The sequence below is a fragment of the Trueperella bialowiezensis genome (assembly GCF_900637955.1).
Lineage (GTDB): Bacteria > Actinomycetota > Actinomycetes > Actinomycetales > Actinomycetaceae > Trueperella > Trueperella bialowiezensis.
Window position 1 is genome coordinate 1174388 of the sequence record NZ_LR134476.1, and the last position, 19512, is coordinate 1193899.

Annotated in this window: 16 protein-coding genes; 5 read left to right on the forward strand and 11 right to left on the reverse strand. The window is 61.4% G+C overall.

Annotated elements, in window-relative coordinates; genetic code table 11:
- Positions 1-6: 6 nt before the first annotated feature.
- On the reverse strand, positions 7-1011 hold the full coding sequence (locus EL234_RS05460; protein WP_241968948.1) for an LLM class flavin-dependent oxidoreductase: 1005 nt from the start codon (positions 1009-1011) through the stop codon (positions 7-9).
- Between the two features lie 226 nt (positions 1012-1237).
- Between EL234_RS05460 and EL234_RS05465 the strand changes: the two genes are divergently transcribed.
- On the forward strand, positions 1238-1828 hold the full coding sequence (locus EL234_RS05465) for a low molecular weight protein-tyrosine-phosphatase (protein WP_126416508.1): 591 nt from the start codon (positions 1238-1240) through the stop codon (positions 1826-1828).
- Positions 1829-1920: 92 nt separating this feature from the next.
- Here EL234_RS05465 and EL234_RS05470 read toward each other — a convergent pair whose 3' ends face one another.
- The 5 genes from EL234_RS05470 to EL234_RS05490 all read right to left on the reverse strand — a co-directional run bounded on the left by EL234_RS05470 (position 1921) and on the right by EL234_RS05490 (position 6765).
- Complete coding sequence (locus EL234_RS05470; protein WP_126416509.1) at positions 1921-2658, reverse strand: hypothetical protein; 738 nt, start codon at positions 2656-2658, stop codon at positions 1921-1923.
- A gap of 191 nt (positions 2659-2849) precedes the next feature.
- Positions 2850-4196 (reverse strand): ABC transporter substrate-binding protein, encoded by a 1347-nt coding sequence (locus EL234_RS05475; protein WP_126416510.1) that lies wholly within the window; start codon positions 4194-4196, stop codon positions 2850-2852.
- Positions 4197-4447: 251 nt separating this feature from the next.
- The gene (locus tag EL234_RS05480; RefSeq protein WP_126416511.1) at positions 4448-5389 is read right to left on the reverse strand and encodes a carbohydrate ABC transporter permease; all 942 of its coding nucleotides are present in this window, start codon (positions 5387-5389) and stop codon (positions 4448-4450) included.
- 3 nt (positions 5390-5392) lie between these two features.
- Complete coding sequence (locus EL234_RS05485) at positions 5393-6304, reverse strand: carbohydrate ABC transporter permease (RefSeq protein WP_126416512.1); 912 nt, start codon at positions 6302-6304, stop codon at positions 5393-5395.
- A complete protein-coding gene (locus EL234_RS05490) occupies positions 6301-6765 on the reverse strand; it encodes a SprT-like domain-containing protein (protein WP_126416513.1) in 465 nt (154 codons plus the stop codon). The genes EL234_RS05485 and EL234_RS05490 overlap by 4 nt, the downstream gene beginning before the upstream one ends.
- Before the next feature lie 68 nt (positions 6766-6833).
- Here EL234_RS05490 and EL234_RS05495 point away from each other — a divergent pair, with 68 nt between their 5' ends.
- From EL234_RS05495 to EL234_RS05505, 3 genes are read left to right on the forward strand one after another with little or no spacing between them, the layout of a single operon-like run.
- Entirely contained in the window at positions 6834-8036 is a 1203-nt protein-coding gene (locus EL234_RS05495; RefSeq protein WP_126416514.1) for a flavin-containing monooxygenase, read from the forward strand.
- 20 nt (positions 8037-8056) lie between these two features.
- Positions 8057-8755, forward strand: coding sequence for a hypothetical protein (locus tag EL234_RS05500; RefSeq protein ID WP_126416515.1), 699 nt, complete (start codon positions 8057-8059; stop codon positions 8753-8755).
- A 38-nt stretch (positions 8756-8793) separates the two neighbouring features.
- Positions 8794-9591, forward strand: coding sequence for a hypothetical protein (locus tag EL234_RS05505; protein WP_126416516.1), 798 nt, complete (start codon positions 8794-8796; stop codon positions 9589-9591).
- A 41-nt stretch (positions 9592-9632) separates the two neighbouring features.
- On the opposite strand, the gene EL234_RS05510 is transcribed toward EL234_RS05505, so the two are convergent.
- A complete protein-coding gene (locus EL234_RS05510) occupies positions 9633-14321 on the reverse strand; it encodes a DUF3418 domain-containing protein (RefSeq protein ID WP_126416517.1) in 4689 nt (1562 codons plus the stop codon).
- A 567-nt stretch (positions 14322-14888) separates the two neighbouring features.
- Here EL234_RS05510 and EL234_RS05515 point away from each other — a divergent pair.
- Positions 14889-15752 carry a hypothetical protein gene (locus EL234_RS05515; protein ID WP_126416518.1) on the forward strand — a complete coding sequence of 288 codons (864 nt, stop codon included), beginning with the start codon at positions 14889-14891 and terminating at the stop codon, positions 15750-15752.
- Positions 15753-15893: 141 nt separating this feature from the next.
- On the opposite strand, the gene EL234_RS05520 is transcribed toward EL234_RS05515, so the two are convergent.
- Genes EL234_RS05520 through EL234_RS05535 form a run of 4 tightly spaced genes read right to left on the reverse strand, consistent with a single transcriptional unit; the run spans position 15894 to position 19360 of the window.
- Entirely contained in the window at positions 15894-16586 is a 693-nt protein-coding gene (locus EL234_RS05520) for a response regulator transcription factor (protein ID WP_126416519.1), read from the reverse strand.
- Positions 16583-17674, reverse strand: coding sequence for a sensor histidine kinase (locus EL234_RS05525; protein ID WP_164712385.1), 1092 nt, complete (start codon positions 17672-17674; stop codon positions 16583-16585). The genes EL234_RS05520 and EL234_RS05525 overlap by 4 nt, the downstream gene beginning before the upstream one ends.
- Positions 17671-18423 (reverse strand): ABC transporter permease, encoded by a 753-nt coding sequence (locus tag EL234_RS05530; protein ID WP_126416521.1) that lies wholly within the window; start codon positions 18421-18423, stop codon positions 17671-17673. The genes EL234_RS05525 and EL234_RS05530 overlap by 4 nt, the downstream gene beginning before the upstream one ends.
- Position 18424: 1 nt before the next feature.
- Positions 18425-19360 (reverse strand): ABC transporter ATP-binding protein, encoded by a 936-nt coding sequence (locus tag EL234_RS05535; protein WP_126416522.1) that lies wholly within the window; start codon positions 19358-19360, stop codon positions 18425-18427.
- Positions 19361-19512: the final 152 nt, after the last annotated feature.

Here is a 19512-nt window from a genome sequence, read left to right on the forward strand (position 1 = left end):
GGGCTGCTAGGCCATTCCCCAGAGGTCGGCGAGTAGGCGCAAAGATTTGTGCCACTTCTCCTCGTTGAAAATGTATGAGGTGAAGATAAACTCGTCGGCCTCTGTGCGTGCCTGCAACTGGTCGAGGCGCTCCTTGACCGTAGCCGGCGAACCTACCGCCCGTACGCGTAGGGTGGCGTTCACGAAAGCGGCCGCGCGGTCGTCAGCAAACGAGGCCACCTCCGCCGGTGGTTGCACCTTCCGGCGCTTGTTCGTGGCGCCGTCCAACATCATCTGCATGTGCGACGTGAACTCGAACTCGGCCTCCTGGTCGGAGTCCGCCACGAGGATATTGACGCCCACCATCACCCGTGGCTCGGAGATCTGCGCGGTGGGCGCGTCCGGATTAAAGTTCGCGCGGTAAAGCGAAATCGCATCGTCGAGGGAATCGGGAGCGAAGTGTGAGGCCACCGAAAATGGCAGACCAAGTTGCGCCGCAATCGACGCCCCATTCACAGTCGACCCGAGTACCCACATCGGCACGTTCGTGCCCGCCGACGCCGCCGAGCTGATCGGTACGCCGCCCGGGGAGCCGTCGTCGGACATCCACCCCTGCATTTGGTGGATAGCCGTGGCGAAAGACTGCGGGTCGGCGGCGGTGCGGCGGAGCAGTTGGGCGGTGAGCGGGTCGGTGCCGGGCGCGCGGCCAAGCCCGAGGTCGATGCGCTCGCCGAACATGTTCGCCAGCGTGCCATAGTTTTCTGCCACCACTAAAGGCGCGTGATTCGGCAGCATCACACCGCCCGCGCCCACTCTGATCCTGCTCGTACGGGAGGCCGCCCGACCAATGAGCAAGGCCGTCGCCGAAGAGGCCAGACTGCTCGTGTTGTGATGCTCGGCAAACCAGTAACGCTTGTAGCCGAGCTCGTCAGCGAGCTCAGCCCCGCGCATGGAGCGCTCAATCGCATCCTTTGCCGTGGCACCCTCGGTGATCGGCACCAGATCAAGAATCGACAGTTCCGCCCTCATCATTAGCCTTCCTTCACGTTTGCACTCGCGGTACCTTCCCTCGCCACGCTATCAGGCCGCGAGAGCGGGCGCCTCACGCAGTTCTCTTATTTCGTTCCCGGGGTACACGTTCGCTTCGCGGGGTAGACAAATCGCCGGATTCGGTACCCCGGGAACACAACGTGTACCCCCGGAGCGGGTGGACTGCTCCTCGGGGAGATTGCGTGCACGAATGGGTAGGGTAGAGGGCATGGCTTATCGAGTCTTGGTTGTATGCACAGGAAATATTTGCCGTTCGCCGATGGGCGAGGTGGTGTTGCGGGATCGCTTGGCACAGTTGGGGATCGACGATGTTGTGGTTACCTCTGCGGGCGTGTCCACTGAGGAAACCGGCAACCCGATCGACCGCAGGGCACGGGCGGTTCTCGAAGAATTCGGGCACGCCGTACCGCGCGGGCATCAGGCCCATCGAGCTAGCGATACGGAATTGCGCGAGGCCGACCTCGTGCTAGCCATGACCAGCGGACACGCTCAATCTCTGCGAGCGATGATGGAGGCCGCGGGGGCCGACGTGGCCAAACTGCACCTGTGGCGCGAGTTCGACGGCACGCTTCCGGTCGCTCCCGGAGGTGCGTTTGGCGAGGGCGGCGTGTTTGGTCCGGGCGGACAGCTCGCCAACGATCTGGGCGGTTCCCTTTCGGCAAATCTGTACTACTCCGCCGGCGAATTCGACGTTCCCGATCCGTGGTATGGCACGAAAGAGGACTTTTACGACACCTATGACGGCGTGCATGCCGGGACGGACGGCGTCGTGGACTACATCCAGTCCGAACGGGCTTAATAAGCCCGGTATCACGGGCGTTTATCCGGTTTGTCGGCTGGTGTCACGCCGACTGCGGGATTCACAAGGCGATTTCCGGGCGGGCGATTGTACTAATCAGTCTCGAAGCGCGGGTTGATGATCTCCTGCGGTTCGTCAATCGTGGTGAGCGTGGCTGCACGCACGTGCTCCGATCCGTCGACTTGGAACGTTGACTCGGAATGAACCACCACGTAGTCGTCGCGAATGTACAGCTTTGACGTGAGGCTGTCACCGCTCGGGGAATCCGACGCGACCTGCATTTTCAGCACGGTCACCTCTTGCCCGTTGAGGGTTTCATGGCCGACGACGTCGTAGGTCAAGTTTGGATCCGTGCCCGCCGCGCGAATGTCGGCGTTGAGCAGGGCTTCGAATCGCATGGGCATGGTGGCCTGGTAGGCGAGCGCGTCGTCGTCAGAATTCTTCGTGGCCTGGATCCACCGGCCGCCTTTCTCTACGAACGTGTTGCCGCGAATCAGAATCGCCCGCGACCCGGGGGTGCCGGCGGCGTCGTATGGTTGGATCTCAACTGCGAGCGGATCAATGTTGACTCGCGAGGTGGAGGTGAGGGTGCCGTCCACGGTATCTTCTTGCACCCAACCGCTGATTTTGCCAAGTGCTTCTGCCTGGCAGAAGGCGAGTTCTTGAGCGTTGACAGTCTGCGGATTTCCGTCGAGGGGATTGGTGCAGTGGTCGACGCTTCGCGCTGCGGCTGGCGAGCCGGATGCGGCTCCCGCGGGTTCGCCACTGGAACAGCCACCTGCGGCGATGGCTATTGCTCCAAGCGTTGCAATGACGCGACCTGGCTGCATAAATCCCCTCTCGTTGCCTGACCTCAGCGACTCATTTAGTAACAACCTAGAAAGTGTGAAAACAGATAGGTCTACTTTAGCTTTTAAACCCTGTGATAACCCTGCAAGACAGCTAGGTTTAGCTGGGAATTTGCTGGGAATGAGAAAGCGCGCCGAAGCGCGCTCATCCCATGCGGAATATCCGACCCAGCTTAGTGGTTCATCGCAGCATTGCCGAGATCTTGGGCTTCCTTGAGCCCTTGTTCAACGGGAACAACGCCGAGGAACACGTCAAGAAGCTTTGGCGAATATGCTGAGGCGCCCGAGTTGACGTCCGGCCCGAACGGAGCCTTCGCCGTGTTGCCGTTGGCTGCTTCGATAAACACGGACACGTCAACGCCCTTGGTGGCCCAGTAGTCCACGTACGCGGACTGTGCGTCAACCGCACCCGGGAAGGACACGCCCATTTCGCCCAGCGGCTTTTGGCCTTCAGCAGACCCTAGCCATTCGAGCACGCGCAACGTTTCGGCATGGTTCTTGGTTTGCGCATTGCCGACGGCGACCACGCCGTGCGAGCCAGAGAATCGCCCTTCCGGCCCGGCCACTTGCGGGGCGAGCGCCCATTTCACGCTCGTGTTTTCATCGATCTGCTTGAGGTGGTACGGGCCAGACTGGTACATCGCCAGCTCTCCGCGAATAAACATGTCACGTGTGATGTCGCCGTTCGTGTTGGTTTCCGTTGCCGGAGGCGCTACGTGATGGGTGTGGATCATGTCCACGAGGTACTGGAACGCTTCAACACCTTTCGGGTCAGCGAAAGAGAACTGTCCGGCGTCGTCTTGAAGGCTCGATCCGTTCGACGCGATCCACGGATTGTAGATCGCCTGCAGGTCCGCCTGTGCGTTGAACCCGTAGACGGCAATATTTTCCGGGTCGAAGTCTGGTGTGCCGGCCTTGTTGCCGTTCTTGTCCACGGTGAGGGCCTGCGCGGCGGGAAGCAGCGTGTCGTCGTCGCCACCCCACTTCAGGTTCGTGACGTCGATGCCTTCCTTTTCTACCAGGTCTTTGTTGTAGAACAACGCGGTCGAATCCCAGATTTGGGGAACGCCCCACAGCGCGTTGTTGCGCGTATACAGATCGACGATGGATTGTTGCCATTCGTCATGATCCGGGCTGAGTTCCTCGGTGATGTTGATGAGGTTGCCGTTATCTGCGTAGCGGGCGAAATTCGAGGAGTTGACCCAGTAGATATCGGCCATTTCGCCGGATGCGACGTCGAGTGGAAGCTGATTCCAGTAGTCACCCCAGGGCACGAGCTCAACTTCAACCTTGATGTCCGCGTTCTTCTCTTCGAACTTGGCGAAAGACTCTTCGTAGGCGGGTGCCGCGGTTTCGTCCCACAGGCGGAAGGTGATCGTCTTTTGTTCACCGGCGGGCTGTGAACTCCCACTCGCGGACGATGAGGGCGACGAGCCGCCACCCGTACTCGGCGAACATGCCGCCAGCGCGAGGCCAAGCGTGGCAACAATCGCTCCGGCGGTGTAGATCGATCTCTTCATGTGATCTCCTTGAAATTTCAATTGATGAGTTAGTCGTGCGTGTTACTCCTTTTGAGCCTACCAGCTCAGCACGGGGTGGAATAGGACTGTTCGCGCGCCGCCTAGCGCTGCGGCCAGGCGTGTGCGGTGCAGCATTCGGCCGTTCCCGGGGTACACGTTTGCTTCGCGGGGTAGACAAATCGCCGGATTCGGTACCCCGGGAACGCAACAGGTACCCCGGGAAGCTCTACGGGAAGTACCGAAACCGCCGCCTATTTCAGGCCAGTGATGCCAATCGAGCGGACGATCTGCTTATTGAACGCAATAAAGAGAACGAGCAGTGGCAGGATCGCCAACGTGGTGGCGGCCATGACGAGCGTCCAGTTAGACGTGTACTGAGTTTGTAGCCCGGCGGTCGCGACGGTGAGCACGTTCCATTCTTTATTCGGTGCGATGATCGACGGCCACAGGAAGTTGTTCCACTGGCTGACCACAGTAATAAGGAACAGCGTCACCAGAATTGGCCGGTTCATCGGTAGCACGATTGACCATAGTTGCCGCCAAAAGCCCGCGCCGTCGAGCTCGGCGGCATCCAAGATTTCTTGCGGAACGGCCCGGAAATTCTGGCGCAGCAAGAAGATCGCGTATGGAGATCCGAGCATGAAGGGCACCACGATACCGGCGAACGTGTTGCGCAACCCCCACTGCGACATCATCGTAAACAGCGGAATGACCGTGACGATTGCGGGGATCATCATCGTGGAAATATAGGCCCAGAACAGCACGTCACGCCCCGGAAATTCGAGGCGAGCAAACGCGTAGGCCGCCAGGATCGACGCCGTAAACTGGCCAATCACCATGACGATCACCACTTGCACGGTCACAGCCAGCGGCACAATGAAGTCGTGGTCGGTAAACAGGCGCACATAGTTGTCGAGGGTGATCGTTTCTGGCCAGGACAGTGCGCCGTTGTTGATGAGGTCGCGTTCGGTGCGGAACGAGATGAGGATCGAAAACACGAGCGGCAGCACGGTGAGCAGCGCGCCGGAGATCAGCACGCCATAGGTGAGTAGCACGGATAGGAGCGAGTTTTTGTTGCGTGGTTTCCGACGACGCCGTAGCCCGGCTTGTTCCCGACGCCCCGGCTTACCCACGCTGCGAGCGCCGGCCAGGTTCTGCGAGTTCGATGACTGTAGTGAAAGTGAATCGCTCATGGTCTAGCTCATGTCGTAGGTCATGCGCGAGGAGAAGTAGCGCTGTTGGGCAAGGGTAATAATCACGATGATCACCATGAGGAACACGGCCATTGCGGCAGCATTGCCGATCTGTTGAGAAGAAAAGGCCGCGTTATAAATACGTGCGGCGATCACGTCAGTGGTGCCGCCCGGGTAGCCGGGGTTGCCGTCGGTCAGCCCGTACACGAGGTCAAACACTTGGAACGACGAGATGAGCGAAGTGACGGATACGAAGAACGTGGTGGGCCGGATGAGCGGCAGGGTGATCGACCACAGTTTACGCACTGGTCCTGCGCCGTCGAGTTCGGCCGCTTCGTAGATGTCGCGCGGGATCGACTGCAGCGCGGCCAGGAAGAACAGGGAAATGTAGCCGACGTTTTGCCAAATGTAGACGAACGCGACGACGGGCAGCGCCGTCGTCGTATCTGCTAGCCATGCGGTGCGAGTGCCGAACACGTCGTTGATCAGCCCTGATGGTGCGAGTAGCCACGACCAGATGATGCCCAGTGCGAGCGGGGCAGCCACCCAGGGTGTGACGTACAGGATTTGCAGCACTCCCGAGCCGGGCAGTTTGCGGTTGAGGCCGACGGCGATGAGCAGGCCGATGACGATCGCCCCGGGAATGGCGAACACGGAGAATTTGACCGTTACCCACACGGAGTTCCAAAAGCCGGCCGAGTCCACCATCGAGCTGTAGTTGGCGAGCCCAACAAACACCGGGTCTGAGATGAGGTCCCACCGGAAGAACGAGAGCGCGATGACGATGACGATCGGCACCATCAAAAACAGCCCGACGCCGATCAGTGACGGCACGAGCATCGCCCATGCGGTAGCTATTTCTTTGGCTTTGCGACGGTTACGCCTCGGCGTTCGAGCAAGCGGAGCGGTGGTCATACGAGCACCTCCCCGGTGCGGATGTTGTGCCACGTGAACCGGTTTGCTTCGGCAAAATCGGGGTTGCAGACCGCGCACGAGCTCGGGTGGGAGGGGCGCCGATGCCGCCACACCTCGTGCCCCGACGGACAGACCCCGTGCCAGACTCCTCGCGGTACGGGCATGGCGGGATCGAGTTTGGTGCGCCCGTCGCCGCCGATGGACAGGCACGTCGACCTCCACGTGGAATCATGCCCGTGACTAGGGCCAACGAGCGCGTGCGCAATTTCGTGCAGGGCAAGCTTGCGCACCTGCTCGGCCGTAAAAAGCTCGATGAATTCGCGCGAGAGCGAAATCTCCCTCGCCGCGAACCTCGTGCGCCCGGCGCGTCGTTTCGCGCGGTCGAAGACGAGCGCCCAGTCGGTAAGACCCTGGGCGTCCATCAGATCCCGCACAAGCACGGCGGCGTCACTAAGATTCACGCCCTCGATCATAGCGCCCGCCTCCGACAGTTCATCTGATGTCCACGTGAATGCGATAGTTTTAACGCATGCATGATTACGCACGGCCTGAGGGCGTCCACGAGGTGGACGTCGTCGTTATTGGTGCCGGCCAGGCCGGTTTGGTGGCGGCCCGCGAACTGCAACGGCGCGGGGTGGCCGGGTATGCGCCGTCGTCCGTTCCCAACGACGACGCCGATCCCCTCACGTTTGTTGTGCTCGACGCCGAGGCCGGCCCAGGTGGAGCGTGGCGGCACCGGTGGCCGGGTCTGACGATGGCGACCGTCAACGATATTGCGGATTTGCCGGGAATGGCGGCGCCGCCGTATTCGGGCAGTGAGAAGTCGGCTCAGTTCATCCCCGAGTATTTCAGCGAATACGAGGTGGAGTTTGACCTGCCGATTTTCCGCCCGGTACGAGTGCTATCGGTTTCGGCCGAGGGCTCGGAGTTTGTGTTGACGACGACGGCCGGCCAGTTCCGCACCCGTGCGCTTCTTAACTGTATGGGCACATGGAGATCGCCGTTCATCCCGTGGTATCCGGGGCTATATGAGTTCCGAGGCCTACACGTACACACGCGTGATTACCGTGATCCGGATGTGTTTTGGCGTAAGCGCACGCTCGTCGTCGGTGGCGGAATTTCTGCCCTCGACCACCTGGATGAAATTTCACAAGTGACCGACCACGTGTATTGGGCTACTCGCACCCCACCGCGATGGAAGAATATGGCCGACTTCGGCCGGGGAGGTCCTTCGCCTGCCAGTGCAGGAACGGCGGCTACTCAGGCACCCAACGAGCAGCGCGGGCTCGGCGTCGAAGCTGGGCGGGCTGTGGAAAACCGGGTGCGAGCGCGAACTGAAGCCGGGTTGAGGCCGCTGCCCGTCGTCGCCGAAACTGGTCTACCCCGAACCGACAAAGTACGCGACATGGAAGCGCGCGGACTACTCGACCGGCTCCCCATGTTCGACCGGCTCGACGCCCATGGCGCCTGGTGGGGTGAACGCTACCTTGAACTGGATGCGATCGTGTGGGCGACCGGGTTTCGCGCGCACCTCAACCACTTGGCACCGCTAAAGCTGCGCGGCAAGGGAGCTGGGGAAAGTGGCGGCATTCTTATGCGTGGCACGCGGGTTGCGGCCTATCCGAACCTGCACTTGTTGGGCTACGGGGCGAGTGCGTCAACGGTGGGGGCGCGGCGAGATTCGCGGACGGCTGTCCGAGAAATCCTGCGGTACCTTGCTGATGATCAGTAAGATGGCTGCCGAGGAGGACTATGGCATCGCATTCGGATCTTGTGGCTCGTATCGGCGAGGCGGGTGCCGTGCCCGCCAACCGGCCGATTGACCACGCTCGCCGGATCGTCACGGGCGCCACCGTGGGAGTGTTCGTCGGAACCTTGATCGGCATGGTCATGAACATGGCCGCACTGGCTCACACGAAAATATTTCTCGCGTTCATCCCGTCAGTGATCATTGTGATCGCGCTGATAGTGGTGTGGAAAGTGACGAAAGAGCCCAGGGCGGGCGATCCTGTGCCGGTGATTGCGCGCACGCTGGCCACCGCGGAAAGCCCGTACGTGCGCTACGTGAAAAGCGGATCGAATAAGGGCTTGCTCGTGCCCGTCGTCGTCGCACCAGTGGACGGGTCAGACGCGTTTCGATCCGTGATTTTACTTCGCGAAACGCAGCCGGGCGTGCAGGTAGAAGACCCGCCGGTCGGCACACTCATGGCCCTGCAACAGGTGGAGCCGGGAATGGGCGAGCTGGCAAACATCGAGCAGGTGACCCCCGAACAGGCCGACCTCCACGACCGCCTCATACGCAAACCGCGCATGCTCTCCAACACGGCGCCGACATTACCCATGCGCCGAGCACCCCTCGAACGTGTGCCCTGGTGGGCGGCAGCGCAATGGTGGGGTGCGATCGTGGGCGGCGCGCTCATCACAATTCTTTTTATTTGGGCGATCGCCTAACCGGCGGCACGCGAACAACGAGCAGGCGGAGGCAGACAATGACCGACGACGTTCACCAGGACGGCTCACACACCCCAGATAAGCCTCGGCGCAAAGCAGGCCGGATTGCACTCGCAGTGCTGGCGGCGCTCGCGATCGTGGCAGCAGGCATTGCGCTCGGCATCTACGCCCTGCGCGGGCCGGCCCTCCAAGCAGATCCGCCACTCGACCCAGCCACGCCGGCAACGAGCGGAACCGGCGGTGGTGGTGGAGGTACAGGCGGCGCTACTGGTGGCGGCACCGGTGGGACGACGCCGACCACGCCGCCAACCACCTCCGACGACGTCAAGCTCGAGGGAACCACATTCACGCTCGTCAACAAGAACGATTCAGGGTTGATCAGCGGAAATGTTGAGATCACCGCGGACAGTCAATCCATACACGACGCCGATTCCCTCAACGACGAGCACGGATACATTGTGATTTATGCAAGTGACAAACGTTTCCTCGCCATTGAAGCGACTGTCACGAATGTTGGCACGGAAAACATTTCTTCGACCACCGCACCGGGAGCCTTCATACGCTTCGACGACGGCGAATACGGGCGAGCTGAAACACCGGCCATTGATGGCGACCAGTATGCACAACTCATCCTCCCACCAGGAAAAAGCGCGAAGTTGCTCTTTGTTTTCCGGCTCGAGGAAGGCCAAACCGCGCAGGCCTTCGGGCTTGCTGCCCAAGGTGCCTGGTACGACACGGCCGTTTGGCTAGACCTGGCAAACGTGCCAAAGGCAGCTCCTAAAGGAGAGCCGACGACGACGCCGTCGCCCGAGCCAGAGCCAAGCTACGTCGAGTAAGCGCAGATGTATGCGCAGATATGTGGCGGTTTAGCCACGTGTTACCGGCGCAAGAGCTTGCGGATTCGCTGCGGGGAGACCTTGCCTGCCGTGCCGAGTTGCTGGGCAAAGAGGGACACACGCAGTTCTTCGACCATCCACCGCGCCTGCTCGAGGGTACGCGCGCGGCCGGCGTCGTAGCTTCCGGCGGCGAACTCGGCGGACTCGGCGTCGAGTTGTTCGACGACGTCGGCGACCTGCCAGGCGAGTGAATCGTCGGCGGCCGGGTTGCTTGCGGCTTTATCGAGGCGGATCTTAGCGGCCTGTAAGTAGCGCACGAGGTGCGGGAGTTGAGCCTCCGGCGTCGCGGAAATAAATCCGTTGAAGACCAGACCGGAGATGTGAGCACGTACGTCGGCCACCGTGTTGATGAGCGTGATCGAACTGGACTCGCGGATCGCGCCGTCCACCTCGCCATATGCCTGCATGATTCGTACCGTGGTTTTCACTAGCTGATAGACCTCGTCTTCGAGAAGTTCCCGGGCGTGGGCGCGCAGCTCGAGATAGGCGCTGCGAGTGCGCAGGCGTCCGAGTGGCTGGTCTGCCGTCCGCGCCCACCGATCGGCGATATTGCGGGCGGCGGCAAGTTGAAGGTCGTCCACGAGCGCCTCGGTGCTCGGATACGGCGTGGCCGCCAGCGTGAGCGACTCCGCGCCCGTCCACCGTGTGGTGACCCGCGATTCCGGAAGAGCCAGATCAATAGCTAGCAGCCGGATGATTCCGCGGCGATGATCGCGCACCTGCTCAGCCGGCTCTGCGAGTACCTGGAGCGCGACGTTGACGTCCGTCCGCCCAGCCGCACCCGGCGCAGGCACCTCCACAAACGCCGGATACCCGCGCACAGTCATCCGACCCTTTTGTGTTTCGACCACCGCGGGCAGCTCCGCGATCTGCTCAGGCCAGGTCTCCAGATTCTCGGAATCGGGCGCGTCCCAGCGCGGAGAATTAGGTTCCGCGGAACTTGGCCGTGCGGAATCTGTCCCGGCCTGCCCGGCGCCCGACTCCGTGCCTGCGCCCGACTCCAAACCTGGGCCGGCCGCCGCGCCGCCCGCCTGATCGTGACCTGCCCCCTCCGCGGCGCGCAGCAGTTCCGCCCGGGCCTCGTCGAGAGCCTGCGCCACAGCGCCCTTGACCACCGACTCCACCGCCGAACGGGTCTGCGGCGCCAGCTCCCGCTGCAGGTAGGCGATCGACGTCCCCTCGTCCAGCACCGCACCGCGCTCGGATCGCACCCGGAACGTAATCTCCAAATGCGGCGGCAGGTTGACGGACGCCCAGGCGCCGTCGTCGATATCTATCCCACGCAGCTCGCGCGCGGCAGCAGTGAACGCCTCGCGGAACGACGGCGCCCCCGGCTGGCCGTGCGCCACGTCGTTCCACGGCGGGAGTACGGCGAGGATGTCGCGAGCCACGTCGGGCGCTGGTACGAGGTTGCGGCGCACCGGCTTCGGCAGCGCGCGAATCGTGGCCGTCACGAGATCGGGCAGCAGGCCGGGAACGAGCCAGTCGAAACCGTCGTCGGTCAACTGTGGCAAAAGCGTGACCGGCACGTCGATCGTCAGCCCGTCCGCGTGCTTACCCGGCGAGAAGTGGTACTCGATCGGCAGCGAGATGTCGCCCTGCACCCACTCGGACGGGAAATCCTCCTCCGAGACGGTTGTATCCCCAAGCAGGAACTCCTGCGTGAAGTTCAACAGCTCCGGGTTCTTCCGGCGCTCCTTCTTCCACCACGAATTAAAATGCCCGGCCGAGACGATGCCCGCTGGAAGGCGCTCGTCGAAGAACGTGAAGCGATCGTCGTCGTCGGCAACAAGCCCCACCTGGCGCATGCGCTGCTCGACCTCGCCGGCCTGCGCGAGTTGCTCCTTGTTGTGCTTGATGAATACGTGGTGGGCGCGCCACTGGCCCTCGACGAGCGCGTGGCGGATAAACATTTCGCGTGCGAGTTCGCGGGCGGATTCCGTGCCGATTTTCGATAGCAACACGCGCCGATCCGCAATAATCGGCAGCCCGTAGATCAGCACTTTTTCATGAACCATCGCCGCGCCCATGCGGGTGGACCAGAACGGCTCCGAATACTGGCGTTTGACGAGGTGACCGCCCACCTCCTCCACCCACTCAGGCTTAATGCGAGCCACGGACCGGGCGAATAGGCGCGAGGTTTCAACGAGCTCGGCGGCCATCACCCACTCGGGGTTGCGCCGATGCAAGCCAGAGCCCGGCCAGATGACGAAGCGGGTGCCGCGAGCACCGAGGTAATCTTTCGTGCGCTGATCCCATGAACCGAGATTAGACAGCAGACCGACGAGGATCGACTTGTGAATCGCGTCCGCCGCCGGCGTATCCGACGACTGCCCCAAGCGAACCACCGCCCGCGCCACATCCTGATTATGCGAATTGTCCTTGCCCTCTTCTGTTGCTGCACGTAGCTGGTCTTTGGTGGGGAGTTTGATCGGCTTGAGGTTGATTCCAAGCGGGCGGAGCAGTTCACGCAGTTGGGCGACGACATCCTGCCACTCGCGGAAACGCAGCCAATTGATGTACTCCGCCCGGCACATCCGGCGGAACGCCGAACCCGAAAGCTCACGCTGCTGAGTGCGCAAATACCGCCACAAATTCAGGTAGGCCAGAAAATCAGACGTACGATCCGTGAACCGGGCATGCAACTGGTCAGCCTGCGCGCGGAACTCGGCCGGGCGCTCGCGCACATCCTGCACCGACATCGCCGCCACCAGCACCAACACCTCCGACGCCGCTCCGTTATCCACCGCGGCGAGCAGCATCCGGCCAAGACGCGGATCAATAGGAAGCTTGGCCAGCGTGCGACCAGTTTCGGTGAGCACGTGCGTTCCCGTGCCAACCACTCGGGCCCGGCCGGTTTCACCGCGGTCCTTGGGGTGGCTGGATGTGGTGCGGTTGCCAGGCGTGCGCTGGTCGGGTTTTCCGGCGTCGTGCTTCGAAACCGGTTCAAGCGCGCCGATCTCCTCAAGCAGCTGGATTCCAGCGCGAACCGCCCGCATATCCGGCGGGTCAATAAACGGGAAGTCTTCGACGGAACCCAGATTCATCGCCGCCATCTGCAAAATCACCGACGCAAGCGACGTGCGCTGAATCTCCGGCTCAGTAAACTCCGGGCGCACCGCGAAATCCTCCTCAGAATAAAGCCGGATCGCGATGCCGTCCGCGACCCTACCCGAACGACCCGAACGCTGATTCGCCGACGCCTGCGAAATCGCCTCAATCGGCAGACGCTGAACCTTCGTCTTGGTCGAATAGCGGGAAATGCGGGCGGTGCCGGGGTCGATCACGTAACGAATACCAGGCACGGTCAGCGAAGTCTCCGCGATATTCGTGGCCAAAATAATCCGCCTGTGATTATGCGGCTGGAAAATACGCCTCTGCTCAGCAGCCGACAGCCGGGCGAACAGCGGCAACACTTCCACCGCGTTCGGCACGGAGGAACGCCCACCCGGCTCGATGTAGCGCTGGCCGAGCTCCTCCTGGAAAGCCTTCTCGGTATCCCGGATTTCTCCTTCTCCCGAAAGGAAAACAAGAATGTCGCCGGGGCCCTCCGCCATCAGCTCATCTGCAGCCTCAAGGATTCCAGTGATTTGGTCGCGCTCCTGGATGGCTGACCTAGTGGCAGACACACCGCCACCTCGGGCAGTGAGGCTTGCTGAGCCGGTGGCAGACATACCACCACCTCGGGCGGTCAGGCTTGATCCCTCGTTAGCGGTACGTCTGCCACCGGGCGCACGGCCACCACCTTGGGCGGTCAAGTTTTCTGAGCCGGTGGCGGACATACCACTACCTCGGGCGGTCAGGCTTGATCCCTCGTTAGTGGCATGTCCGCCACCATGTCTGCCACCGGCGCTCGCCCCGGAAAGATCGGTGGCACTGTCGTCGTAAAGCGGACGATAGCGAATCTCTACGGGGAACGTGCGCCCCGACACCTCAATCACTGGGGCCTCGCAGTCAGGGCCACCGCCGTGCATGTGGCGGCCGAAATGTTCAGCGAAGCGCTGCGAATCAATGGTGGCTGAGGTGATGATGAGTTTGAGGTCGGGCCTGCGGGGTAGCAAGCGAGCGAGGTAGCCGAGCAAGAAATCAATGTTGAGTGAGCGTTCGTGCGCCTCGTCGATGATGATCGTGTCGTATTTACGCAGCTCGGGATCGTTCTGGGTTTCGGCCAAAAGAATGCCGTCAGTCATGAGCTTGACGAGCGTGGTTCGCGAAGTCTGCTCCGTGAAACGAACCTGATAGCCAATAGCGCCGCCGAGTTCTACGCCAAGCTCGTCGCAGATGCGGTCGGCTACCGAGCGGGCCGCAATTCGCCGCGGCTGCGTGTGCCCGATCATGCCGGTGATGCCCCGGCCAAGCTCGAGGCAGATCTTTGGCAGCTGCGTGGTTTTACCCGACCCCGTTTCTCCAGCCACGATCACCACTTGGTTGTCCCGGATTGCCGCGGCGATGTCCTCCCGGCGCGCCGACACCGGCAACTGTGGTGGATAAGAAATCTCGGGCACGGCCGCGCGGCGTGCCTCAAGCTCTGCAGGCGTGAACGGGCGTGGGCCGCGCGGGCGGCGCTTCTGTGAACTGCGGTGTTGGCGTGAACTGCGCTGCCCACGTGAGCCGCGGCGCGGCGCGCGGTCGTGGGGCTCCGAAGAATCTGGATTACGGTGGCTCGTCATTGCTCACTATTGTGCCACGCCCGCCAAGTCGACGCGTTTTGGGTGAACGCCCGGGCCTTCATGCGGGTCAGCAAAGACCGTACGGGTAGCGATTCCGCGCGCGACCAACGTGCTAGCGCGTACCACCATGCGCTTGTGCGATGGCGATGCAGAGCTGTGCCGATGGGGAGACAGCTCAACGATCATAGTGGGCCGGGGTATTTGTTCCAGAATGAGGCAATTATGCGCAGGCTTCGCGACCTCGAAATGCGATCGATGCTGAGGGCAGTCCGCGTAAAACATGACCCAGCGTAATCTCATTTCGAAAATGGCGATTTTAGGTCACTTTTTCATGTGCTGTGCGGAGTGGGCCTTGTATGACCGCTCGCAGAGGGCGGGTTAGCAATGAAAGAAAGGCTTGCAAGGGGTGAAGTGCGATGCCAGAAACACTAGTAACGGGCTGTACGTTTGCGAGTGCCGTCTGTAAAGCGGCGACATTCCTATGCCAATCGCCAGAGCATTGCCGTTAATTTTCCACACCTGTGGCTATCTATGACGCTCAAAAAGAATGTAAAGCAATCTAAGTGCATGAACCGAGGTGTTTTTACGGCGCCTGATCTTGCCGGAATAGGGCTGTCGCGATGGAATATTGAGCAGCGGGTGCGAGACGGCGATCTTACCCATGTGTCACGAAACTGGTATGCGGAGCCTGATGCGGATCCGAGGCTACTTATCGCGGCCCGGGCTCATACGCGGCTCGGCTGTCTCACCGCGTGTAGCTACCACGGTTTATGGGTGCTACCCGAACCGAACCACATTCACGCGCTCGCAGCCCAGTACGAGAACCGAGAACATGTAGCAGCTCAGGTCTTAAAAGCCACACGCGGAATGCACAGTCCCATCGTTCACCGCGTGCACGGCACCAAGATGGAACTTGTATGTCCGGTGGATGAGGCCATAGAACAAGTGGCTCGATTTCATGACACCGAATCCGCGCTCATCGTTCTTGAATCAGCGCTGAATAAGAACGTGGTGGACGTCGAGTGGGCTGATGCCATGCTCGATCGAATACCTAAACGGCGCGGACGGCGGCTCACAGGCTTTCAGCTCCTTTCGGAGTCGGGAAGTGAAACACGCGTGTCCTTTTACCTCCGGACCAAAGGTTTGCGGGTCCGTCAGCAAGTTCCGTTGTTCCCGAACGAGGCTAACCGGGTGGATATCTTGGTGGGTGAGTCGTGGGTGATTGAGTGTGATTCGGTGAGGTACCACTCCTCGATTGCGGCCTATAGGAATGACAGGGAACGAGACTTGTATCTCCAGTCAAAGGGATATCAGGTTACGCGGTTAACTTACGAGCAGATCTGGGAAGACTGGGAAAACACCAAGACCATGCTCGATAGTTTGATTAGCCATCGAGATTATTTGAAAAAGCCGCGAGGATCCAAGGCATAGCACGCATCATCGCCGCGGTGAATCCGCTCGTATTCTGCAGTTCGTTAACGAAAGCTAGAACGCGAAAGCGATGAAAGCCCGAGAGCGAAGCGATGAAAGGCAGGGTGCGAAGCGATGAAAGCCAGATCGCGAAAGCTAGTTCTACAGCCAGCCGAGGTCGTTTGCACGCCGCGCTGCCTCAACCCGTGTTTCGGCTCCCATTTTCCCTATCGCTGACGACAGATGATTCCGCACCGTACCCTCTGACAGGTAGACGGCTCGAGCAATGTCAGAGACCCGCCCGCCCTCTAAGGCGAGTGTCAACACTTCGCGCTCGCGAGCAGTGAGAGGATTCGCCCCGGAGAACAGTGACTCTGCAGCAAGCGAAGGATCTACCACGCGCTGACCAGCATGAACTTGCCGAACGGCGTCCGCGAGCTGCTCGGCGGGTGTTTCCTTCACGATAAAGCCGCGGGCTCCCGCCTCCAGTGCACGTTGTAGGTAACCCGGCCGCCCGAATGTTGTGACGATCAGGCACGCCACCTCGGGGCACTCCGCCACAATCTGCTCCGTGGCCGCAATCCCGTCGAGTCCCGGCATTTCAATATCGATGAGGGCAACGTCGGGACGCCGTTCTCGCACCAGATCCACGAGTTCATCTCCTCGGCCTGCTTCGCCCACAACATGAATGCCATCTTCGAGGGAGAGCAGAGCGGCGAGAGCTCCGCGCACGAGCGCTTGGTCGTCGGCGAGCACCACCCGGATCGGCTCGCGAGCGCCACTTGATCCTGCACGGCTCGGACCCGTGTCACTCGAGCCCGCGCCGTCCGCAGTTAGTCCTCTTTTGTTGCTCATGCTCGCACCTCGATTGTGGTTCCACCGCCTGGAGAGCTGTCGATCTCCATGGTGCCACCAGCATCTTCTACTCGTTTACGCAATCCTGCAAGACCGTGACCTTCACAGGTGGCTGGGTCGAATCCTCTGCCATCATCGCTGACTGTGATCCGAGACTGCTCGAGCTGCACGCGGGCGCGGCTCGCGCCCGCGTGCCGGATCACATTCGTCATCGCTTCCCGGAGGATCCATGCGAAGAGGATGCGATGGCGCGGATCCACGTCATCCGGTGTGCCGCGTACCTCGAGAGCAAGACCGGCATTGTTAGCGAGTTTGCGGACGGCTTCAAGTTCGGCCGAGAGTTGGCGCACGCTCAGCCCGGACACGGTGGCGCGTACTTCAGCTATCGCTTGCCGGCTTAGGTTGTGGATGTCGCTGATTTCTGATTTGGCGCGGGCCGGATCGCGGTCGATGAGTTTGTGTGCGAGGTCGGATTTCAAAGAAATAACGGTCAGGGTGTGGCCGAGGACGTCGTGGACGTCGCGAGCCACACGTTCCCGTTCGCTGACCACAGCCTCGCGGGCACTGACTGCGATTTCCCGGTCGGATTGCCGAGAGAAATAGCTCGAGCCGACCACGGTGGCGTAAATCCCCACAATAATCAGTACGGCGGCAGCGCCGGAGCCGCCGAATGTGGAAATCAGTGCGTACGAACAGGTTGTGGCGAGGAGCGCGCCGAGTGGATACCCGTAGCGTGGCGGTAGTGTGATCACGGCGAGCGCCACCGTGAAGGTGCCGAGCATCCAGGATTCGGGCTCCGTCAGTGCAACGAACGCCAACATTAGCGCGATATGTGAGACGACGAGGACGACAGCCAGTGGTCGTAGTTCGTCGGAAAAGGGGTCCTCGCGCCGTAACGCGTGGACCATGCCCCACACGTACATCGCTGCGAACAACGCAAGAACACCGAGGCGTAAGGCGAGTTCGAGGCCCGTCAGATCGGCACGGATAAGCGCCCAGATCGGGAAGGCAAGGAATCCGAGCCATACGAGTGCCATTCCGTAGCTGACGATCCGCCCTACGCGCTCGCTGAGTTGTTGCGTGCTCATGGCCGGTTCCCCGCCCGGCGAAGGGCGAGCACTGCGAGCACGGCGAAGACGAGTGTCCATACACCGAACGATAGTCCGGCTTGCCAGAGCTCGTCTTGGTAGGGAACACCCTCCGATGTGGTCCACATGCCCTCTGTGACGGGCCAGCGTGCCAGCGTGATATAGCCCCACATGGGCGTGAATCTCGAGATCTCGAGGAGTTTTCCGGATAGTGGCACGAATAGGTTGCCTGCGAAAGCGAAAAGTAAGAGGAACGCGGAGCCAACTGACATCGCTACTTGGGAGCGGAAGATGTAGCTGATGGCAAGGCCAAGGAGCGCGTAGGGCAGCGATCCAACAAGGATCACGAGGAACGATACGGCCCATCCCATGCCAGTGGCGTGCGATCCCGTGGCTGCGGCCACCGCGTAGATGGCGGTGAGTGTGATGGCGGCGAACAGGAGCGCCGACGCCGATTTCACTGCCATGAATCGGCCCGAGGTCAACGGTGTGAGGGAGAGTTGCCGGCCCCAGCCTTGCATTCGTTCTACGGCTGCGGAGGTGGAAAGGGTGAGCGTGGCGGAGGCGGCGCCGTAGGCGGCCATGCCGATCGCGATGGCCATCGCCACGTTGCCGTTCCCGATCTTTTCGGAGCCGTATGTTTGCGCGGCTCCGAAAATGAGGTACATGAGCACGGGGATGCCGATGACGAAGAAAATTCCGGGGTCGCGCAGTGCGCGTTTGATGTCGATGGTGACCATGGTCGTCATGTCAGGCTCCTTTCGCTGCGGTTGCGCGCAAGTTGTCGGCGGGGGCGTCTTGAGTGAGTGCAATGAAGGCGTCTTCAAGGGATGCAGGGGTGATTGTTAGGTCGACGACGTCGGGCTGGGCTAGCAGGTAGCGCGCGGCCGAGTCGGAGTCCGGCGTGGTTGCCGTGAAAGAATCGTCATCGATGTCGACGACGGTGCCCGGCACCGCCGTGATGAGCGCGTCAAGCATGTCGCGGGCTCGGGTTGGTTGAGCGTTGACACGCGCGCGAACCTGGCGCATTCCGGCGAGCCCGCGTATTTCTTCCATCGGGCCATCCGCGACGATCTTGCCTTTGTTCATGAGGATGATGCGGTGGGCGAACTCTTCGGCCTCGTGTAAGTAGTGGGTGGCGAAGATGACGGTTCGTCCCTCGGTGGCCTCGGCGTGCATGGTGGCCCAGAATTCGCGCCGGGCGCCGACGTCCATACCGGTGGTGGGTTCGTCGAGCACCAAGATGTCTGGTTCGGCGATGAGGGCTAAAGCGAATTTGAGGCGTTGCTGTTCGCCGCCCGAACATTTCGACACACGCCGCTTCGCAATCGTGTCAAGACCTGTTCGGGCAAGCACCTCGTCAACTGATGGCGGCGATGGGTAGGCCGCTGCGATGTAGGTGACGGTTTCGCGCACCGTCATGTCCGCGAGCAAGCCGCCTGTTTGGAGGAGCGCGGATATGCGCCCCGCGCGGATCGCCTCACTTGGAGTGCCGCCAAGTACGCGCAGCTCTCCGGATGTGGGCGTGGTGAGGGCGAGGATCATGTCAAGGGCAGTGGTCTTGCCGGCGCCATTGGGGCCGAGCAGCGCAACCACCTCGCCTTGCCTGATTGTGAGGTCGATTCCGTCAACGGCAGTGACCGATCCGAATTTCTTGGTGAGCCCGCGGGCTTCAATTGTGTTCATATCACCATGATCGCGGGAAGCAGCGAGCCCGGGGAAGTGTCAGCCGTTCGAATTTTGCCATGACAGTTGTCATGGCCAGCAGGTCGCAAGTTAGCTGGTAGACGCCACGCTCGCGCCCGGAGGTAGACGCCACGCCCGGGGATTGCAAGAGA